The following is a 20,111-nucleotide window of genomic DNA, read 5'->3' on the forward strand; positions in this document are numbered from 1 at the left end:
GTATTAAAGGCGGAAGAAGAACTCAAGCACCAGTTAAACAAAATGCGCATCGTCTAAACGGTGAAATTCGCGGTGTTAACGAAGTGCGTCTAACGGGAATTGATGGTGAATCAATTGGTGTTGTTTCATTTGATGAAGCGACTCGTATTGCTAATGAAGCTGGTGTGGATTTAGTTGAAATCAGCCCGAATGCCGAGCCACCTGTTTGTCGTGTGATGGACTATGGCAAGTACCTGTTCGAAAAGGCGAAGGCTGCTAAAGAGCAAAAGAAAAAGCAGAAACAAATCCAGATCAAGGAAGTTAAATTCCGACCTGGTACAGACGAAGGCGATTATCAGGTAAAACTGCGCAACCTGACTCGCTTTTTAGAAGAGGGCAATAAGGGTAAAGTCACACTACGTTTCCGTGGTCGTGAAATGGCCCATCAGAATCTTGGTATTGAACTTTTGAACCGTATTAAGAAAGAGCTTGAAGACCTAGCGGTCTGCGAGAGCTTCCCGAACCGAGTTGAAGGTCGCCAAATGACTATGATGCTTGCTCCAAAGAAGAAGTAATTACGGCATTCAAGTAGCTAAAAGCGCTGCTTAGGCAGCGCTTTTGTTCGCCTGATTACTATGTTTATTAACTATCAACAATGCGGAGTCTCATCATGCCAAAGATGAAATCCAACAAAGGTGCTGCTAAGCGTTTCAAGAAAACTGCTGGTGGCTTTAAGTTTAAGCACGCGACTAAGCGTCACATCCTTACTAAACGTACTACTAAGAACAAGCGTCAGCTTCGTCCAAATGCGATTCTTCCAGCATGTGAAGTTGCAGCAGTTGCACGTATGCTTCCGTTCGCTTAATAGTTTTTAGTTTTATATTTTAATTTAGTTAGGAGTCTCCTATGCCTCGCGTAAAACGTGGTGTACAAGCACGTGCACGTCACAAGAAAGTTCTTAAACAAGCTAAAGGTTACTACGGAGCACGTTCACGTGTTTACCGCGTAGCTTTCCAGGCTGTTACTAAAGCTGGTCAGTATGCTTACCGTGACCGTCGCAACAAGAAACGTACTTTCCGTCAACTTTGGATTGCACGTATCAATGCTGCAGCACGCCAGAATGGCATGTCTTATAGCCGTCTAATCAACGGTCTTAAGAAAGCATCTATCGAAATCGATCGTAAGATCCTTGCTGATATCGCAGTATTCGACAAAGCTACTTTCACAGTACTAGTTGAAAAAGCGAAAGCTGCACTGTAATTTCAGTCCAGTTTGATGGAAAAGGAGAGCCTCGGCTCTCCTTTTTTTTATGTGCTGTTTTGTCTCGTCCCTCCCTCTATGACGTTATGATTCGTTAAGCAAACTACCTTCCTGTCTCTTCCCTATGTTGATATTTGTTGTTAGATATCAGCCAAGAAATCATGATGATGTGTGTCACTTTTGTTTGATAATTGATGTACAGCCGAATGTTTTAATGGGATTTCTCTCGATATTTTCTGTGGCTAGCTAGTTTCATATTTGGAATTTCACATTTATCTGCTTGGTTTGTTATGTGGTGTAAGCAATTGAATTATTTACATATCAATCACTAATCAAGAGGGCGACAAATTGAAATCAATAGGAAGTTTAACGTTAGCTGCTGCGATGTTGTTTTCTGTACCGGCTGTTGCTGAGCATGGGAATGGTGTCTCTCCGAAAAACGAACCTCGTATTGTTGGCGGTAAGCCTGCCAATGCGGCTGATTGGGGGTTCTATACCCAAATAGTCAGCCGAAACAGTAACCGTTCATATTGTGGCGCGAGTTATTTGGGCGACGGCTATGTGCTAACAGCGGCACATTGTGTTAATGGTGATTCACCCAATCAAATAGCGGTTAAAATTGGTGGGATGAAATATAACGGCACTGATGGTCAAAGAGCCAATGTGACAAATATTTATGTACACCCGAACTTCAATTCCCAAAATTTGGCTAACGATATTGCACTATTGAAGCTTGACCATGCGCCTGTCGGTGCTCAATCGGTTGAGATAGCTCAAGGTGCATTGACTCAGTATGCTACTGTCGGTGACTGGTTAGCTGTAGCTGGGCTTGGTCGGATTAAAGAAGGAGGAAGTACACCTTCAGTATTAATGGAGGTGGACGTGCCATTGATTTCGGATGCGACATGCCGTGCTGTTGGTGGTAGTTATAGTAACGTCGGTGAAGTTTCTTTCTGTGCCGGATTGCCACAGGGAGGCAAAGATTCCTGTCAGGGAGATAGTGGTGGCCCTATTGTGCTAAACCGCTCCGGAACGGTTACACAATTGGGGATTGTCAGCTGGGGAATCGGATGTGCCAGGCCTGGAAAATACGGTGTCTATAGCGATATAGCGGCCTTACGTCGTTGGGTTGATGGGATAGTTGCCAACCCGGCCGGCAATGTTTCTGTGGGTTATATCAAAAGCCAAATATTGCCAGGATTTAAGGTCGGCGAGATAAAAGCCCATACCTTCAGCATTAATAATACCGGCACCACAAGCTTTACTCTAACTGATATTGATTTAGCCTACAGTGGTACAGCCCAGCGACCTGTTATCAGCACAGATACATGTTCAGTAGCAACATTAAGTCCTAGGCAAAGTTGCTCTGTTGCTATTGAGTTTGGAGCATCCGCTGCGGGAACGGCGCAGGTAGCCTTAAACTTCTCGACAGATAAGGGGACGACGGTATATACCGCTAATGTAAGTGCTGTCGTTTCAGCATCTGGAACGCCTGGTACGTGTGAAGGGACATGGGAGCCAAGTAAGGTGTACAACAGTGGTGACCGAGTCAGTTGGGCCAGCAAGGTGTGGCAAGCACAGTGGTGGACTCAAGGTGATAACCCGTCAGAGTCTGGATCATGGGGTGTTTGGCAAGAAGTAGGTCTAGCGACTTGTCCCAAGTAACTGTGTAGCCTTTTAATGATGTTATGGCTCGCAGCGATAGTGAAACGGAACAAGCCAAGATGATGCTTGGCTTGTTCTTCCAGTTCATGCCGAATTTAATATTATTAATTCAGCGTTAAATTCAATTCTACCGTAAGGGATAGCGAATAAAGTTGTTGAACGGCCTCTAATAGTAATGGCTTGCTTGTTTTTTTGCCTCTACGCTTGGCGTATATACCCACCTTTGAAGGCCTAGCGTTATGCCTGTTGATACAATAAAGATCAGGCTAAAAGTCATTAATGGGCTAGACAGTACAGCAATATACGGGTTTGCTTCTATTTGATAAATTCCTGTAAGAAAATCCAGAATTCCGCTTGCAGAAAGGGCGATCCAATAACCAGAAACTGCTGTGCCGACAATAATATGCTTGAGAATAGGAATTGACTGTTGTTCGCGGGAAGAGGACAGAAAACGAAGAAAAGTATAATAAACCATGCAGCATACCGATGTGGCGGCAATTAGTGTCATCGGGTTCTGGCTGTTGAATAAGTTTTCGCCCTGGTCGTTTTTGGTATAAATGAATAGCAACCAGAATGCACCGGTCACTATTGCAGATTCACGGAAGTTACTGAGAGTTTGCTTGCCAAAACAACCAAGGAAAATGCCACGGATAGAGAAATATAACGTTAAATTGATCGCAAAAGCGAGAGGGACGAGAAGAGCTTGTAGTGCAAAATTATTATCAACCAAAGCACTTATTTTGGGATCGGAATAGACTCCCATATGCCAGAATACTGACATTACGGCAATGTTTAGTACGCCATGGTTGAGGTAAATCTCTCCACTATGCTCTCCGGTTTTGGCGAAAATAGATGGCTTTGTTACCGTAGGCAATGTTAAAGCGAGTGCCATGAATGAGAGTGTGACAGGTATCGTCATTAAATAGTAGTCGGCAACAATTCCACCGTATCCTTTGACGAGCCATATGCCTTCAGCTATCGATAGCCCGGAAAATAAAATTACCCCTACCAGATATACCGGCCATGGAAACCGCTTGATGAGACTAACGGCATTGACTCTTGCGAGTTGGTACCCGAGGGTCACATAGAAAAGACCAAAAAAGAGCGGATCACGGGAATTGATAAAGAAGGTGTTTGTTTCCGGGTTGAAAATCTCAAATGGAACGAGGGGCTGATAGGATTGACCGCTTAGGCCGATAAGATGAAGGGCGCAGGCAATTGCAAACAACGCGGAGCTTAGATTGAACTTCTTGGCAACAAATTGCAGTAGTACAGCAATTATAAGTGCTGGCATGAACCACATGATCTCAGAACCTAAATTTCCGTGATAGAAAGTGGCGTAAAAAAAAGGAGCTGAAAATGTAACTGGGTACCAGGATTGGTAGACCATACCGGTAATAAGCAGATAGATCATGGTCCAGCTGATATACATCCTGCTCAGTTTGGTAAGGTAGCGTGTGGTGTAACTTCTACAGTTATTTATGCTTTGGAAATAATAAAGGTAGCCTGCAACGGCAAAGAAAAACGGTACGGCAAAACGAGCAAGGATATTCAGACTGAGATGAATAGAATTTTCGACTTCGCCACCGTAAGCATAAAAAATTGGGTAATGAATGACGAATATTGCCATGATAGCCAGTACTTTGAGGCTATCAAATGCGTAAACTCTTTTCATTGTGTACTCCGCTAAGTTCGCAATCTCGGGTTATGTAATGGTTAATGTCAGGTTTGTATAACTTGTTAAATGTGACTCAATTTACATTGGTTAAGCTAATTGTTTCATATTGTTCGCAATAATTAGTTTATTGCTTTTCATATTCAAGCCAGAACATGATGTTTCATCATTTTTCATTACTTCACGCGATTGATTGCTTGTTTATGACGGTGTTAAGCCGTCTATTAACGAAGCGGCATTATTTTTGTTCAATTCCCTCTTTTTATTGCGATTCGATTTGGATTTAGACGTTTGTTTCTTTAGTATGTATCGTTACGCGAATTTATATCTCCCTTATGGACGCCACCTGTGGGTGGATGAGGAAATGATGCAACATCTAGACGAGATCATTGCCAACGCAACGGCAGCTATTGAGCAGGCTGATTCATTAGTCGCTCTGGACGAAGTCCGAGTTCAGTACCTAGGTAAAAAAGGGCACCTAACCCTTCAATTACAACAGCTAGGTAAACTACCACCAGAAGAGCGTCGTGCCGCTGGCCAGGAAATCAATAAAGCGAAGCAAGCTGTTCAGGCCCTTCTAGTAGAGCGTAAAGACGCACTACAACGAGCTGAACTTGAAACAAAGCTTGCTGCAGAAACGATTGATGTGACTATGCCTGGTCGTCGTATCGAAAACGGTGGTATTCACCCTGTTACTCGTACGATCGAACGTATCGAAAGTTTCTTTGGTGAGCTTGGTTTTACCACTGAAGCTGGTCCGGAGATTGAAGATGCTTTCCACAACTTTGATGCATTGAACATTGCTGAAGATCACCCAGCTCGTACGGATCACGATACCTTCTTCTTTAACCCAGATTTGATGCTTCGTACGCACACCTCTGGCGTTCAGATCCGTACTATGGAAGAAAGCCAGCCGCCTCTACGCTTTATCGCACCAGGCCGTGTTTACCGTAATGATTACGATCAAACACACACGCCAATGTTCCACCAGGTGGAAGGTATGCTAGTTGACGAAAACGTTAACTTTGCACAGCTAAAAGGTATCTTGCACGATTTCCTGTGTAACTTCTTCGAAGAAGAAGTGGAAGTTCGTTTCCGCCCGTCTTACTTCCCATTCACTGAGCCTTCTGCAGAAGTAGACGTGAAAGGCAAAAACGGCAAATGGTTAGAAGTTCTTGGCTGCGGTATGGTTCACCCGAACGTACTTCGCAGTGTCGGCATTGACCCTGAGAAATACTCTGGTTTTGCATTTGGTATGGGCGTTGAGCGTCTAACCATGCTTCGTTATGGCGTAAACGACCTACGTGCGTTCTTCGAGAACGACCTTCGTTTCCTAAAACAGTTCAAGTAATCCAGAGGTTTAATCACAATGAAATTCAGCGAATCATGGCTTCGTGAGTGGGTTAACCCTGCGGTTACTACTGACGAACTAACACATCAAATTACAATGGCAGGCCTAGAGGTAGACGACGTACTACCTGTGGCTGGTTCATTTACTGGCGTTAAAGTGGGTCAGGTTGTTTCATGTGAACAGCACCCAGATGCCGACAAGCTGCGCGTAACTAAAGTTGATATTGGTGCTGAAGAGCTACTAGACATCGTTTGTGGCGCGTCTAACTGCCGTCTTGGTATCAAAGTCGCAGTTGCGACTGTTGGTGCAGTATTGCCGGGCGATTTCAAAATAAAGAAAGCGAAGCTGCGTGGTCAACCATCTCACGGTATGCTTTGTTCTTTCTCTGAGCTAGGTATCGATGTTGAGTCTGACGGTATCCTTGAGCTGTCAGAAACCGCAGTACTGGGTACGGATTTCCGCGAATTCCTTGGGCTAGACGACGTGACTGTAGACGTTGATCTAACGGCGAACCGTGCTGATTGTTTCAGTATTCGTGGTCTTGCTCGTGAAGTGGGCGTTCTGAACCGCGTGGACGTAACAGAGCCATCTGTTGCAGCTATTGCGCCTTCAATTGACGATACTGTTTCGATTGAAGTTAAAGCGCCTGCTGCGTGTCCTCGCTACCTTGGCCGCGTCGTTAAGAATGTGAACGTTAAAGCTGAAACGCCATTATGGATGCAAGAGAAGTTGCGTCGTTGTGGCATTCGTTCTATCGATCCTGTTGTTGACATCACTAACTACGTTCTTCTAGAACAAGGTCAGCCAATGCACGCATTTGATCTTTCTAAGATCGGAGGCGGTATTGTCGTCCGTATGGCAGAGCAGGGCGAAAAGCTGACTCTTCTAGACGGTTCAGAAGCTGAGCTAAATGCAGATACACTTGTTGTTGCCGACCATAACAAGGCACTGGCTATCGCTGGTATCTTCGGTGGTGAGCTGTCTGGTGTTATGTCTGGTACTACAGATATCATGCTGGAGTGTGCTTTCTTTGCTCCTGACCACATCCGTGGGCGCGCGCGTAGCTATGGCTTGCACACTGATTCTTCAATGCGTTTCGAGCGTGGTGTGGATTATGCGTTGCAGACAAGTGCAATGGAGCGTGCAACTCAGCTGATCGTTGAAATCTGTGGTGGTGAAGTGGCACCGGTTGTGGCGGTAGAGTCTGAAGCTGAGCTGCCTAAGCCGAACAACGTTGCGCTGCGTCGTACTAAATTAGACAATTTGCTAGGCCACCATATTGCTGATGCTGACGTGGTCGAAATTCTAGAGCGTCTAGGCCTGACTGTTGAAACTACAGCGGACGGTTGGACTGCGACAGCACCAACATGGCGTTTCGACATTGCTATTGAGCAAGATCTGATTGAAGAAGTTGGCCGTATCTATGGTTACGACAATATTCCAAATCAAGCACCTGTTGCTGCACTTAGCATGAACGATCATAAAGAAGCTAATCTACCGCTTAAGCGTGTACGTGACCTTCTTGTTGATCGTGGCTACCACGAGGCGATCACTTACAGCTTCGTTGAGCCAGAGCAGCAAACTCTGATTGTTCCTGGTGTTGAGCCTCTTGTTCTGCCGTTCCCAATTTCGGCAGACATGTCAGCAATGCGTCTTGGTCTAATCCAAGGCCTGCTAAATACTGTTGTTCACAACCAGAAGCGCCAGCAACCACGTGTTCGTCTATTTGAATACGGTTTACGTTTCATTCCTTGTGAAACTGCTGAAAATGGCATGCGTCAAGAACCTATGCTTGCTGGTGTTATAGCGGGTAACCGTAGTGACGAGCACTGGGACATTGAAAGCAACACTGTTGATTTCTTCGATCTAAAAGGCGACTTGGAAGCTGTTCTTGAACTAACAGCTAACGATGTAGCATTTGGTTTCAAACCAGCGAAGCACCCAGCACTTCACCCTGGCCAAACAGCAGCTATTGTTGTTGATGGCAAAGAGATTGGTGTCATTGGTACCGTTCACCCAGAGCTTGAGCGCAAGTTTGGCCTTAACGGCCGTACTGTTGTGTTTGAACTTGAGTGGGATGCGATTAATACTCGTGTACTTCCTGAAGCCGTTGCTGTTTCTAAGTTCCCTGCGAACCGTCGTGATATCGCAATCGTAGTCAACGACGATGTTGCTGCTGGTGATGTTGTAGATGCTTGTCGTGCAAACGGTGGTGAATTGCTAACGGGTGTTAACCTGTTTGATGTTTATCGTGGCAAAGGTGTCGAGGAAGGTCAGAAGAGCCTTGCTATCGCGCTTTCACTACAATCAGCTGAACGCACGCTAGAAGAAGCAGATATTGCTAATGCAGTTGAAGCGATCGTTGCTGCTCTTGCTGATCGTTTTGGTGCAAGCCTGCGTGACTAACTGATAAACGGCATGTCTTAGGTAGGCAGTTTTTTGTTATTTAAGTCATTGTTTTATGAAAGCAGCCGGAAACGGCTGCTTTTTTTTGATCTATATCTAAAAATATCTAACATTCTGATAGATAGCGGTATTTACTGATTCTTTGTCTTATTTTAGAGAGTTATCCGGTATCACTATGATTTAACAGTACTTATTTTTGGGGTGTGTGAATTTGAAGCACAACAGTATGCATGCAATTAGCCTTTTCTTGCTACTAAAAATCAATAATTTGATGATAACTTTAATTAAAAAAGTTGGCGGAAATCAGCAAGTTGGCTTAAACTTGTCTCTAGTTAAGGAAGGGCATTTGTTATGCGATATAAAATGCATACAGATTCGTTGATAAATAGCTTACTCCTTACGTAACTAATTCGCGCAGATATAAATTGGTTTATATCTGTTATCCATTCAACATAGTCTTGAGGGAATTATCTATGGCGCTCACAAAAGCCGATCTGGCTGAGAACCTGTTTGAGAATGTTGGATTAAGCAAACGGGACGCCAAGGATACGGTGGAAGTCTTCTTTGAAGAAATCAGGAAAGCTCTTGAAAGTGGCGAACAGGTTAAGCTATCAGGTTTTGGTAACTTTGATCTGCGTGACAAGAATGAGCGACCAGGAAGAAACCCTAAAACGGGCGAAGATATTCCAATTTCAGCCCGCCGTGTTGTTACTTTCCGCCCAGGTCAAAAACTTAAAGCTCGCGTAGAAAGTATCGAAATCGAAAAGTAGCAGTTTTAAGTAAGATAAAAGAACCCAAGTGAGATGTGTAGACTCACTTGGGTTTTCTTTTTTAAGGGGGTTAAAAGGACCACGGCCCTTTCCGCTGTAACAATTTGCTTTCCATACATTACATCTTTCTGTTTGTTCTTTTTTGCGATCTTCTTCTGAAACAAGTTCGTTACAAATATGTAGCTAGCTTGTATATTGGTTGTGGTGGGTTCCACTGCGATTGATTCTATATCAAATGATTAAGTCTCTTAGTGCTGTGCAGCAACTCACCGTTTAATCGTATAGACACGGAGGTTGTAAATGGCGTTTCTGCAGCAGGTGAAAGAAGGGAAGTTTCTTGAAGCGACTCTTGATTTATCGTTAGCATTTGAGCGTGGTGAATGGACTATGGCATCTGGTGTTCATTGCCAGCTGTTAATGCGTGGTGTGCTTCAGGTGACACCGGCAGACCTAAGCGGTAACAAAAAAGATATCGTGCTGTCGTCAGGCGTTCATGGCGATGAAACCAGCCCTATTGAACTGATCCAGGGTTTGGCAGAAGGAATTGTAAAAGGAGATATTATTCCTGCGCATCGTTTGCTGTTAATCATCGCTCACCCGGAGGCAATCAACGCACATACTCGCTTTATTGATGAGAATATGAACCGCCTTTTTAAAGGGCACAATGAAGAGCGCAACGTTGACTGTATCGTTGCCAACCAACTGCAAAAGGCGGTGAGCTTTTTCTATTCCGGCTCTAAAGCCAGCACGAAAGATCGTTGGCATTTAGACCTTCATTGCGCCATTCGAGATTCTGATCACTATACGTTTGCTGTTAGTCCGCATAGTGATAATCCTACCCGGAGTAATCGGTTATTTGCTTTTTTGCAGCGTGCAAAAATAGAAGCCGCACTATTGTCTAACTCTCCATCACCGACATTCAGTTGGTATAGCGCGGAATATTTCGGGGCGCAGGCTTTTACGATGGAGCTCGGTAAAGTGGCTAAGTTTGGTGAGAATGATCTAGAACGCCTCAATGCTTTTAGTGCTGCGATGTTGTCATTAGTCACTGAGCCAGAACTTGCCATGGAATGGGAAGGTGACAGATTGTGTGTTTATAAAGTGACACGCACCTTGGTAAAACACACCGATGCTTTCCGATTTACCTTTCCTGCGAACCAAGCTAACTTCACTTATTTTGAACAGGGTAAATTGCTAGGGAGTGACGAGGGCGTTGAGTATTTCTCGCTGGAGGGCGGGGAGTCGGTAGTGTTCCCTAATCCGAATGTTGCGCGTGGCCAGCGAGCATGCCTATTGGTCAAAAAGACAGAGGTTCGCTTTGGTGAACAAGTCACCGTTAAATGAGGCTGGATAGTTTGGCTATTTATCGATTATTCTTTCGGTGGCCTTCTTTTCATTGCTCTGGTGAAAAGGTATTGTAAACGCTCTCTTTTTACCGTGTTCGTCCCATGCATTTAAATGACCTTATTTTACGCCAGCAGGCTAGGTGGAAATTCAGTTTTATTCTGATCACGATAGTGCTGCTGGCTGCTAGTTTTTTCTCTCTCTCTGTGGGCGAAATCTTTATCTGGCCATGGTCGCCTGATGGCAGCTTGGAACAGCAGTTATTACTCCAGCTGCGTATGCCTCGATTGTTGGCAGCATTGGCAATAGGCGCTTCTCTGGCGTCTTCCGGGGCGGTATTGCAAGTCTTGCTTGGTAATCCATTGGCAGAGCCTGGAGTACTCGGCATTTCCGGTGGTGCCAGCCTCGCCTTGGTTGTTTTATTATTTGTCTTGCCTTTTGCTCCTAATCCGATGCTGACAATGTTAGCCGCTATGCTTGGAGCGCTGTGCTTTACGCTTATTCTGGTTGGTCTGTCCCGGCGACGAAAGGTTTCAACGGCAAGGTTACTGCTAATAGGCGTAGCTCTTGGGATCTTATCGGGGGCGGTAGTGACTTGGGCCTTTTACTTTAGTGACGATCTCAACCTCAGGCAGTTGATGTACTGGTTGATGGGCAGCGTTGGAGGCGTGAGTTGGTCACAGCTCTCATTGTTGTTGCTGGTGTTGCCCGTACTGTTATGGCTGTGTTCGCAGGGGAAAAAGCTCGATCTTCTTATGCTGGGCGAAGGGCAGGCAAAGCAGCTAGGGCTCGATGTTTCAGCCTTTCGATGGCGTTTGATCTTGATTGTCTCTCTGCTGGTTGGGGCATCTGTTGCCTTGGGAGGAGTCATCGGGTTTATTGGTCTTGTGGTTCCGCATTTATTGCGCCTTGCTCTTGGTACCGAAAATCGCTTTCTGCTGCCGCTGGCAGCTATGTGCGGTGCATTGTTGCTCGCTATTGCCGACACCTTATCAAAAATTATCCTGCCATCGGCCGAACTTCCTGTAGGCGTTGTTATTACAAGTATCGGCGCTCCGGTCTTCATCTGGATGCTGTTGCGTTCTCAAATTGATTAACCTCCGGCCAGATGATGATCTATGTAATAGAAGACCATATAGTAGAAGAACATGGCAGCAGAAGAACAAGCAATAAATGAGAGTGTGATGATTTTAGATGCTAAGAATTTGGCCATGCCACCACGATTACTGCCGGTTTCATTCTCGATTGAAGCTGGGGAAATTGTTCACCTGATAGGCCCTAATGGCAGCGGTAAAAGTACGGCCATTTCGATGCTATCCGGATTATTTCCGGGAGAAGGCGAAGTGCTGTTCCTTGGTAAATCCTTGGATGATTATGATTTGCAATCATTGGCGAAATTACGCTGTTATTTGGCTCAACAAGACCGTCCCGCTTTTTCTGTCAGCGTCTACCATTACCTTTCCCTGGCACTGTCAGCACTTGGTGAACTAGATACCGATACTGTTCAGGCAGCACTGGACAAAGTGTGTAGCGCTTTGAACATAGCCGATAAGTTGACCCGAAATACTCAGCAGTTATCTGGCGGGGAATGGCAGCGAGTGCGTCTTGCTGCGGCGTGTCTCCAAGTTTGGCCTTCGTTGAACCCTGAAGCAAAATTGTTATTACTTGATGAGCCTGCTGCGGCATTGGATATTGGTCAAGAAGCGGCAATGTACAAGCTGATCCGCATGATGGCCGAACAGGGGATTGCTGTTGTGATGGCCAATCATGATTTGAATCGTACCTTGCGAGAAGCTGATAAAGTGCTGTTATTGAACAATGGCTCATGTGTGGCTATAGGCAGGCCTAAAGATGTCATGACAGTAGATCAGCTTGAGAAAATATTTGTGACTCGTGTACAGCGTATTGAGCATGACGGGAAATCTTGCTTGCTGTTTACCGATTAGGCGGAATTATTGTTTATTCTCACAACGTTGCTTGTGCGGGGATCTGACCATGCTAAAAGGCTCTGGTAGTATTTTTTTTGTAAATACAAATACAGGCTAAAACTGGTGAATGCCAGTCCAACAAGACAGCCGCTTGTTGTTACATCAGAAGACGTATAGTTGAGTAGAAGGCCAATACCAATGCCCAGGCCGCACAGTAGTTGCAGCATCGGGTAGATGAGAAAGAAAAAAGATTTTAGGTTGAAGAGTAAAGAATACAATCCTTGTTTAGGTATTCTCAGGGCATGGTTTGAATCCATGTCTGTCAATCGCATATTATTAACCGAGATAAATGGACATATTAATCAACTGAGGTGTGTAAAAGCTTCAAAGCATTTTAATGCTTATTTGTGCTTGTTGTGTTTCTCAGTGCTTCTAGTGCGTGAGGTGCAATAGATCGGTGTATTGATCTATTGCACGTCATAGTATTGGTTAACCTAACAGCGCAGGAATACCCGGCAATTGCCCCACAAGGGCCAGGGCACCGACACAAACGATCACTGCTGTGGCTGGAATAATCAGTTTATCAGTTCGTGACAGAGATTCAGCTCGTTCTTTATTGCCGATTAATCCTAGGTTATCCAGCAGCATAGTTAGCGCCCAGCCAAATACAGGATTGACTAGTGCACAGGCAAACATACAGATGCCTGCGCTTTGGGAATTACGCGAGCATTTCACCATTTGCATGCCGGCTTCCAGCAAAGGCAAGAACACGCCGACTAATAGCGCAACGCGCAGAACCGGTTCCCACATGGCGAGATCCATTGGGAAACCTAATACTGCTGCTACGACACAAAGCAAACCAGTTAATAATGCGCCTCCTGGAATAGGACGTTTAGCAATGGCTGCCGGGATCATGTAAGTACCCCAGGATGAGGCTAAATTACCGCCCCCTAGGCCCGCACCGATCATCTGACGAATAGAGCACACAGCCATTGTGTCATCCACGTTCATCAGTGCGCCCTTAGCACTTTTGGGATAATTTAATTCTTGGAATACTCGATGGCCTAGAAAATCAGGAGACCACATCGCAACAGCTAGAATTGCAAAAGGAATAACTGCAATATAATGCTCTAACTGAGGCCACCCTAGTTGCCAGCCAGTATTTTCTCCCCACCAGTAGAATGGACTCATATTAGGTAAACCTGGTTCAGTCACAAACTCAAAAGGTACACCCATTATATATGCAACGACACCAGCTATTAATGAGCAAAGTGGAATGGCTAGCCAACGTTTCTCTACTTTAGCTAAATAAGCATAAATAACAATAGTTGTAAGAATAACAATAAATGAAACCGCATCTAAGCCGGAACTTACCGACCAAGATTCAAATTTATTTAGCTGTCCAATAAGACCAACAGCACCGAGATATATTAATAGCCCGCCACGAACACCTTCACCGGTTAAATTAACGAGTCTTGAACCGCCTTTGGTTGCACTTAATATTAAACCGAATATACCTACCATAATACCTAACGCGAGAGGGTGCCCTCCAGCTGCTGCAATTAAAGGTATCAATGGGATCATTGGTCCATGAGTGCCTGCTAAATTAGATAATGGATTTAAAATAGCAGAAAAGAAAACAACAAAAATAAGTCCTGCAATAAGTAATTCAAAACGGACATTCTCAGCAACAAATTCTTGTGATAGGCCAAATTGTGCTGCAAATGCGGCGACCATGGCGGTAACCATTACAACTTTACCTATGGTGGCGGCAATGGCCGGTACCCAGTCTTCAATCTCGATACCAAAATCGCGAAAGGGCAAATGAACTCGCCAGCGCTTAAGATCCATAATAGAGAGCTCATGCTCTAAATAAGCGGCCCTCGATTCAAATTCACTAGATTTTTTACGGCGTTGTTTGTAGGTCTCTTGATCTACACTCATGTCAACTCCAAAAAATTAATAAGATATATGCACCGTAGTGCTAATGATGATTATATTACTAAAGAGGTGTCTCATAAGTCTGAAATATTTACATATACATTGAAATATATTTAGATGTGTAATTTGACATAAGTCTCATAATCAACGTAAACATATATACAGAATGCGCATAAGAAACTTTTATATTACAAATGTTTTATTTTTTATCTTGTTAAGGTTTGAATGATTTATATTTTACATAGTTGCTTGTTTTAATTGTGCAAACTAATGGTGAGTAACTGGCCGGTAATGTGTTGGTAACCGTTTGTTAACGTAAGGGCTGTGTGGTGATTGTTTCTAAGTGGGTGGAGGATTATTTGGGTATCTGTTTTGGTTGTGGTTTATTGTTTGGGTTTTGCGAATTAATTTGAATGGAATATAGTATTGATGAGTTCTAATATATTGTGTCTAATTAATAATCATTACAAGCAATTAACAATTGTAGCTACTATTACAAATAGTATCAGATTCTAATTTACTCATACTCAGTTAAGTGTTATTCCTTTTGTTGAATATATTAGTGCGTGATTAATAACGCGATTATATTAATCCCGCCTTAACGCCTTCATCTATATATTGTTTCACCCATGATATTGGGTATTAGTACCACTGAGGGTGTGAACTTCCAACAAACGGCGCAAGTACTTCAAATTGCTACGCGCAGCAAAACCTTGCTGTTGGCGATCCGTTGCTAGAATTATCCGCGGGGTTTAGCGTCAATGCGGCACAGGCGGATGTTGTTACCTTGCAGGTTGGCGATTGATAATCATTTGCATTTATGGCTATTTTCATTTAAATAATACCTTTCTGTAATAGAGATGGGTGTAAAGATGAAACTCGAACAATGTTGGTCGCACTATATAAAGGCAGAAGAACTGATTCAGCAAGGCCACTGGCCTGAGGCGCACTACTTGTATAGTGATGTGTTGTCACATTTACCCGCCCATATTCAGAATGCTGTAAGTTGCGAGAGGACAAGACCTTGTCAGCTCAGATGTATGCTGGATGGTTTTCGTAATGCTTGCATTAATCAGTCTGAAATATTGAATAATTTGGGAAGAAAGGAAGAAGCGTTCACGTTGCTCTCACATACTTACAGTTACTTTCAATTCCTGGCCCTGGAATCTCATGTGATAGTGAATACAATAAACCCAGTATTGCATAATCATAGCGAAGATCTGTTTCGTCATATCAGTGCCTTCTGTGTTGCGCAGAGAAATGCTGACTGGATGCAGGAGTTGGCAAATGTTCAGAAATCACACCATCATTTTCACCAATTGCAGCACTCTGTTTTTTTCGAGCAATCTAGACTGCTCAACTGATAGAAGTGGTTATATGACTTTAAAGCTAGCCGGAAAAGTAGACAAGCTATTCTCGGAATTTGAGCAAGCGGTTAATCCGTATCTTTTGGGTTACCTGTTTAGTAAGGGCATCTATGCCCAGCGAGCTGTAAAGGGCAAACAATTCTATGCTGACGACAAAGCGCTGCTGCGTGATACGGGCTCTGCTCAGATTAAAGAGTTTGAAAGATTAATCGAAGCAGGCTAAATAACAGGGATCACATTTATCCTTGATGCTCGTATGGTTTCTATTCAATCAGTAACAGTAAGCCTTTATGATAGGTGGGTGTACTCATTGAATAGGACAAGGAATGCCATGAAGAATACGTTTGACCATGCTCTGCCGAATGCAGAAGGCTATTTTGGTGAATATGGCGGTAGTTTCATTCCTGAAGAACTACAGAAAATAATGCTTCAGATCACAGCCTCTTATGACGAGTGCCGTCAGGATCCGGCTTTCCAGGACGAGCTTGCACGCTTATATAAGCATTTTGTCGGGCGTCCGAGTCCGATATTTCATGCAGAAAACTTGTCAGCTAAATATGGCGCCCCTATTTACCTGAAACGTGAAGATCTTAACCATACCGGTGCCCATAAGATTAACCACTGCTTGGGTGAAGCCTTGGTTGCTAAAAAAATGGGCAAGAAGAAACTCATTGCGGAAACGGGGGCCGGTCAGCATGGTGTGGCTCTTGCTACCGCCGCAGCCTTGGTAGGGCTGGAATGTGATATCTACATGGGAGAGGTAGATATTGCCAAAGAACATCCTAATGTCGTCCGAATGCGGATCCTCGGAGCCAATGTAATTCCGGCCACCCACGGTCGAAAGACATTAAAAGAAGCGGTAGATGCAGCGTTTGAGGCTTATCTTAAAGATCCAATTAATCAGCTATATGCGATAGGTTCTGTTGTTGGTCCTCACCCGTTTCCAATGATGGTACGGGATTTTCAGTCAATCATCGGTAACGAGGCTCGCGTTCAGTTTCAGGAAATGACAGGCAACCTGCCTGAGAACTTAGTTGCCTGCGTTGGCGGTGGTTCAAATGCGATGGGGTTATTTACCGCATTTCTAGGTGATACCGATGTTGCACTTCATGGCGTCGAGCCTGCCGGTCGCTCGTTAACCGAAGAAGGTGAGCACGCAGCAACGTTAACTTTGGGTGAGCCGGGTGTAATGCATGGCTTTAAGTCTTATATGCTCAAGGACGAAGAGGGTGAGCCGCAGGAAGTCTACTCGGTTGCCAGTGGTTTGGATTATCCGTCAGTTGGCCCGCAACATAGTTATCTTAAAGATACGGGTCGGGCGAAATATGGCACCGTGAATGATGATGAAGCCATTGATGCCTTTTTCGAACTCTCTCGCTGTGAAGGGATCATTCCAGCGATTGAATCTGCCCATGCCGTGGCTTATGCATTGAAACTGGCCAAACAGGGTGAGAAAGGGGCAATACTGATTAACTTGTCGGGCCGGGGTGATAAAGACATTGATTTTGTCGTAGAGAATTACGGCAAGGATTATGGTATTGAGTCTTTATTAAAAACAACTAAATAGCGTTAAGATATTGGGTGTCTATAAAGATACCAGTTGCTTCTTAAATGAGTGAGAAAGCCAGACTTATCGTCTGGCTTTTGTTTTGATATTGAAAGAGGTTTACCCTTTTGAATATCGTTGTGGAGTCTTTGTTGTGGATCTTGTATATGGTTCTCTGTTAGCTGAAGACAACACCTAGGCTAAGCAATACCATTACCATTGCGGTCAGGAAGCCAAGCAGTGGGCCAATAAATTTCAGCCAGGAAGAGTAGGAGACTCGGCCAATTGCCAGCCCGCCCATTACCACACCAGAAGTTGGAGTAACGAGGTTAGGTAGGCCAGAAGCTGATTGGAATGCTGTTACTACCAGTTCTCGTCCCACGCCGGCAAAGTCAGCGAGCGGAGCAAGTACCGGCATCGACAGGACTGCCAGACCCGAAGACGATGGAACAACTAAGCAAAGAACAGCTTCAACCCAATAGATAGCATTGATAAATGCGACTTCATGCAGCCCGCCAAGCAGACCTTCTGCATAGTTGAGGATGGTATGGGTAATATTACCGTTATCCATTACGACGACTAAACCGCGGGCGATGGCGATAATCAAGGCCACTCCGAGCAAGTCACGGGCACCGTTAACAAAGCTGTCGGTGATCTCAACTTCCGAGAGTCGACCAACGAAGCCGACAATAATGCTGGAGCCGATAAACAGTGCCGATAGTTCAGCCATCCACCAGCCTGCAAGGGAGACTCCCCACATCATGACAGCAAAGGTCAGTCCGAAAATAGCCAGTACCGCCTTGCGTTTTCCGGTAAGTTCAGGGGCTTGCTGCTCCTTGCTGTGGAGGAAATGCTTCAGGTTCTCATCTTTCTGATGAGCGACAATGGACTGCATCGGATCTCGTTTTACTTTCTCGGCATAGCGCATTACATAGATAACACACGCCAACCAGCCCAGAACCAAGATAATGGCACGAAGCGCGAAGCCCTCCATGAAGTTGATCTCGGCAGCGTTGGAGGCAATAACCGTTGCAAAGGGATTGATTGTTGAGCCCAGGCAACCAATACCGGCCCCAACCATGATGATGGCTACACCGACTATGCTGTCATAGCCTGCTGCAATCATCACCGGGATCAACAAGGCATAAAATGGGATCGTTTCTTCAGCCATACCGTAAACTGTACCGCCGAGGGCAAACAGACCCATCAGGATTGGGATCATCCACTTCTCACGGCCAGCAAGGCGCTTCATGGTGCCCGCTATTCCCGCATCAATCGCACCGGTTTCAGTTACCACGGCCAAGAAGCCACCGATAACCAAGACAAACAAGGCGACATCGACTGCGCGTGCCGCATAGCTTGCCGGATCGTAGAAGCCCTGGATGGGGGCCATCAGTACATCAACGATCCCCTGCGGGTTGGCATCGACAGTTTGGTATGAGCCCACCAATGGAACCATGCGGCCCAGTACTTCGTTGTTTTCCATTTGATATTGTCCTGCCGGGATCACCCAGGTCAGCACTGCCATCAATACGGTAAGCAACATCAAAATGGTGTAGGCAGAGGGAAATTTTATTCTAGTCATACAGATGTCCTTTTCAGATGGGGCAAAATGCCCCATGTGCGGGTGGTAACCACCTCTAATAGATGCAACGAAAGCTGTGCAACGTAATCTAAGCCACGAAGTCGATAATTTCTTGTGGTGACAGATTGGCCAGTCCCATCTTTTTCAGTGTTCTGCCACTGGTAAAATAATCGGTATCGTTATAGGCGTTATCAATATGCAGGCAGGATGTGATCAGCGGGGTTTCAACTCCTGCCAACTGGCCAAGCTCATAGCATGGCACCAGCAGGTAGGCCGCATCCTCAGTGATGTATCGGTTGCTGGCCGAATTGGGGGCACTGTTTAGCTTTCCGTGTGTTTCCGAGGTACGGTTTACCTCGTAGACGCTCTCGCAGTCCATGGCATACAGGGCGTTCATCGCCTCTAGCTCCGGGAGCAAACTTACGCCAAATGCCTGTCCTATTGCCTGGCGTTCTTGCTCCATAACTGCAGCGGCCTTGGCTGTCGAGACTGAACAGCAGTCTTTGTAGTAGTTGAACTGGCCGTCAAAGTTTTCTAGCAATCCCATATTGAGCGTTGTCAGCAGCGGGTGACCACCGAAATTGATATTTTCCAGTCCGGCTTCAATGACACTGCCCAGCGGTGTCAGTGGTAGTGGCATAACCGATTGCAATGCTTCGATAGCTTTATTAGTTTGGCTGGCAGGAAAGGCTGATACCGGCAGGTACTCTTTCATACCAAGAATGGCCAGTTCGGCAGGACCGACAATTCGGGTTGCCCAGGGAATAGAAATAGCATCGACAAAGGTGAGCTTAAGATCGCCGTAGCCTTGTTCGTTTTTAATTCGGTTTAATACTAGTGAGCCGTAGTTGCCGGGCATCAGCATGATGATCTGACCGTCACGTAAATACGGCAACATGCTAGTGAATAACGGCTCTTGAGCAAACGAAGGCACTGGTAGGACTAACAGGTCAGAATAGCCGATGGTCTCTTCAAGATCGCGGCTAATTTTATCGATAGTTTGAAAACCTGAATATGTCAGCGGCACATCGTTAAAGCTTGGTAGTGCTTCGATACCGCCACGCTTTTCGATATCCGCCAAAGGCTGGTCAAATCCTGGTGCGCCATACAAACAGACTTCGGCCCCATGAAGCGTGAAGTGATATGCTGCTGTTAGTCCGGCATTTCCTGAGCCGATAACAGATACACGAGATGTCATAGTTCTTCCTTTTTGTAACGTGTTTTCGTGTTTTCAGATTAAGGAAGAACCTGATTTCAGCGCCAATGACGAAGATGCAAACTACCATGCAAAAAT

Annotated in this window: 16 protein-coding genes; 12 read left to right on the top strand and 4 right to left on the bottom strand. The window is 45.1% G+C overall.

Features of this window, described 5'->3' with window-relative positions; translation table 11 throughout:
• Positions 1-2 precede the first annotated feature (2 nt).
• From infC to EDI28_RS03330, 4 genes are all read left to right on the top strand, one after another.
• Positions 3-554: a translation initiation factor IF-3 gene (gene infC, locus EDI28_RS03315; protein WP_128782397.1), complete on the top strand. Its 552-nt coding sequence runs from the start codon at positions 3-5 to the stop codon at positions 552-554.
• Positions 555-649: 95 nt separating this feature from the next.
• Positions 650-844, top strand: a complete 195-nt coding sequence (rpmI, locus tag EDI28_RS03320; RefSeq protein ID WP_007469870.1) for a 50S ribosomal protein L35 — start codon at positions 650-652, stop codon at positions 842-844.
• Between the two features lie 41 nt (positions 845-885).
• Positions 886-1,239, top strand: coding sequence for a 50S ribosomal protein L20 (rplT, locus tag EDI28_RS03325; protein ID WP_048897216.1), 354 nt, complete (start codon positions 886-888; stop codon positions 1,237-1,239).
• Between the two features lie 384 nt (positions 1,240-1,623).
• Positions 1,624-2,904, top strand: a complete 1,281-nt coding sequence (locus EDI28_RS03330; RefSeq protein ID WP_128782973.1) for a trypsin-like serine protease — start codon at positions 1,624-1,626, stop codon at positions 2,902-2,904.
• A gap of 166 nt (positions 2,905-3,070) precedes the next feature.
• Here EDI28_RS03330 and EDI28_RS03335 read toward each other — a convergent pair whose 3' ends face one another.
• On the bottom strand, positions 3,071-4,579 hold the full coding sequence (locus EDI28_RS03335) for an acyltransferase family protein (RefSeq protein ID WP_128782398.1): 1,509 nt from the start codon (positions 4,577-4,579) through the stop codon (positions 3,071-3,073).
• Positions 4,580-4,946: 367 nt separating this feature from the next.
• Here EDI28_RS03335 and pheS point away from each other — a divergent pair, with 367 nt between their 5' ends.
• The 6 genes from pheS to btuD all read left to right on the top strand — a co-directional run bounded on the left by pheS (position 4,947) and on the right by btuD (position 12,396).
• Positions 4,947-5,930, top strand: coding sequence for a phenylalanine--tRNA ligase subunit alpha (gene pheS, locus EDI28_RS03340; protein ID WP_128782974.1), 984 nt, complete (start codon positions 4,947-4,949; stop codon positions 5,928-5,930).
• Between the two features lie 18 nt (positions 5,931-5,948).
• Positions 5,949-8,336, top strand: a complete 2,388-nt coding sequence (gene pheT / locus EDI28_RS03345) for a phenylalanine--tRNA ligase subunit beta (RefSeq protein ID WP_128782399.1) — start codon at positions 5,949-5,951, stop codon at positions 8,334-8,336.
• Positions 8,337-8,809: 473 nt separating this feature from the next.
• Positions 8,810-9,106, top strand: coding sequence for an integration host factor subunit alpha (gene ihfA, locus EDI28_RS03350; protein WP_075763434.1), 297 nt, complete (start codon positions 8,810-8,812; stop codon positions 9,104-9,106).
• A 300-nt stretch (positions 9,107-9,406) separates the two neighbouring features.
• Positions 9,407-10,450, top strand: a complete 1,044-nt coding sequence (locus tag EDI28_RS03355; RefSeq protein ID WP_128782400.1) for a succinylglutamate desuccinylase — start codon at positions 9,407-9,409, stop codon at positions 10,448-10,450.
• Positions 10,451-10,554: 104 nt separating this feature from the next.
• On the top strand, positions 10,555-11,547 hold the full coding sequence (gene btuC / locus EDI28_RS03360) for a vitamin B12 ABC transporter permease BtuC (protein ID WP_128782401.1): 993 nt from the start codon (positions 10,555-10,557) through the stop codon (positions 11,545-11,547).
• Between the two features lie 87 nt (positions 11,548-11,634).
• A complete protein-coding gene (gene btuD, locus EDI28_RS03365) occupies positions 11,635-12,396 on the top strand; it encodes a vitamin B12 ABC transporter ATP-binding protein BtuD (RefSeq protein ID WP_128782975.1) in 762 nt (253 codons plus the stop codon).
• A gap of 471 nt (positions 12,397-12,867) precedes the next feature.
• Here btuD and EDI28_RS03370 read toward each other — a convergent pair whose 3' ends face one another.
• Positions 12,868-14,322: a DUF3360 family protein gene (locus EDI28_RS03370; RefSeq protein ID WP_128782402.1), complete on the bottom strand. Its 1,455-nt coding sequence runs from the start codon at positions 14,320-14,322 to the stop codon at positions 12,868-12,870.
• Between the two features lie 1,374 nt (positions 14,323-15,696).
• On the opposite strand from EDI28_RS03370, the gene EDI28_RS27150 reads away from it, so the two are divergent.
• On the top strand, positions 15,697-15,909 hold the full coding sequence (locus EDI28_RS27150) for a hypothetical protein (protein WP_128782404.1): 213 nt from the start codon (positions 15,697-15,699) through the stop codon (positions 15,907-15,909).
• A 108-nt stretch (positions 15,910-16,017) separates the two neighbouring features.
• A complete protein-coding gene (gene trpB, locus EDI28_RS03385; protein ID WP_128782405.1) occupies positions 16,018-17,253 on the top strand; it encodes a tryptophan synthase subunit beta in 1,236 nt (411 codons plus the stop codon).
• A gap of 157 nt (positions 17,254-17,410) precedes the next feature.
• On the opposite strand, the gene EDI28_RS03390 is transcribed toward trpB, so the two are convergent.
• Together EDI28_RS03390 and EDI28_RS03395 are read right to left on the bottom strand one after the other, a co-directional pair.
• Complete coding sequence (locus EDI28_RS03390; protein ID WP_128782406.1) at positions 17,411-18,817, bottom strand: YfcC family protein; 1,407 nt, start codon at positions 18,815-18,817, stop codon at positions 17,411-17,413.
• A gap of 88 nt (positions 18,818-18,905) precedes the next feature.
• On the bottom strand, positions 18,906-20,015 hold the full coding sequence (locus EDI28_RS03395; protein WP_128782407.1) for an NAD/NADP octopine/nopaline dehydrogenase family protein: 1,110 nt from the start codon (positions 20,013-20,015) through the stop codon (positions 18,906-18,908).
• Positions 20,016-20,111 lie beyond the last annotated feature (96 nt).

Source organism: Photobacterium chitinilyticum, assembly GCF_004104355.1.
GTDB lineage: Bacteria > Pseudomonadota > Gammaproteobacteria > Enterobacterales > Vibrionaceae > Photobacterium > Photobacterium chitinilyticum.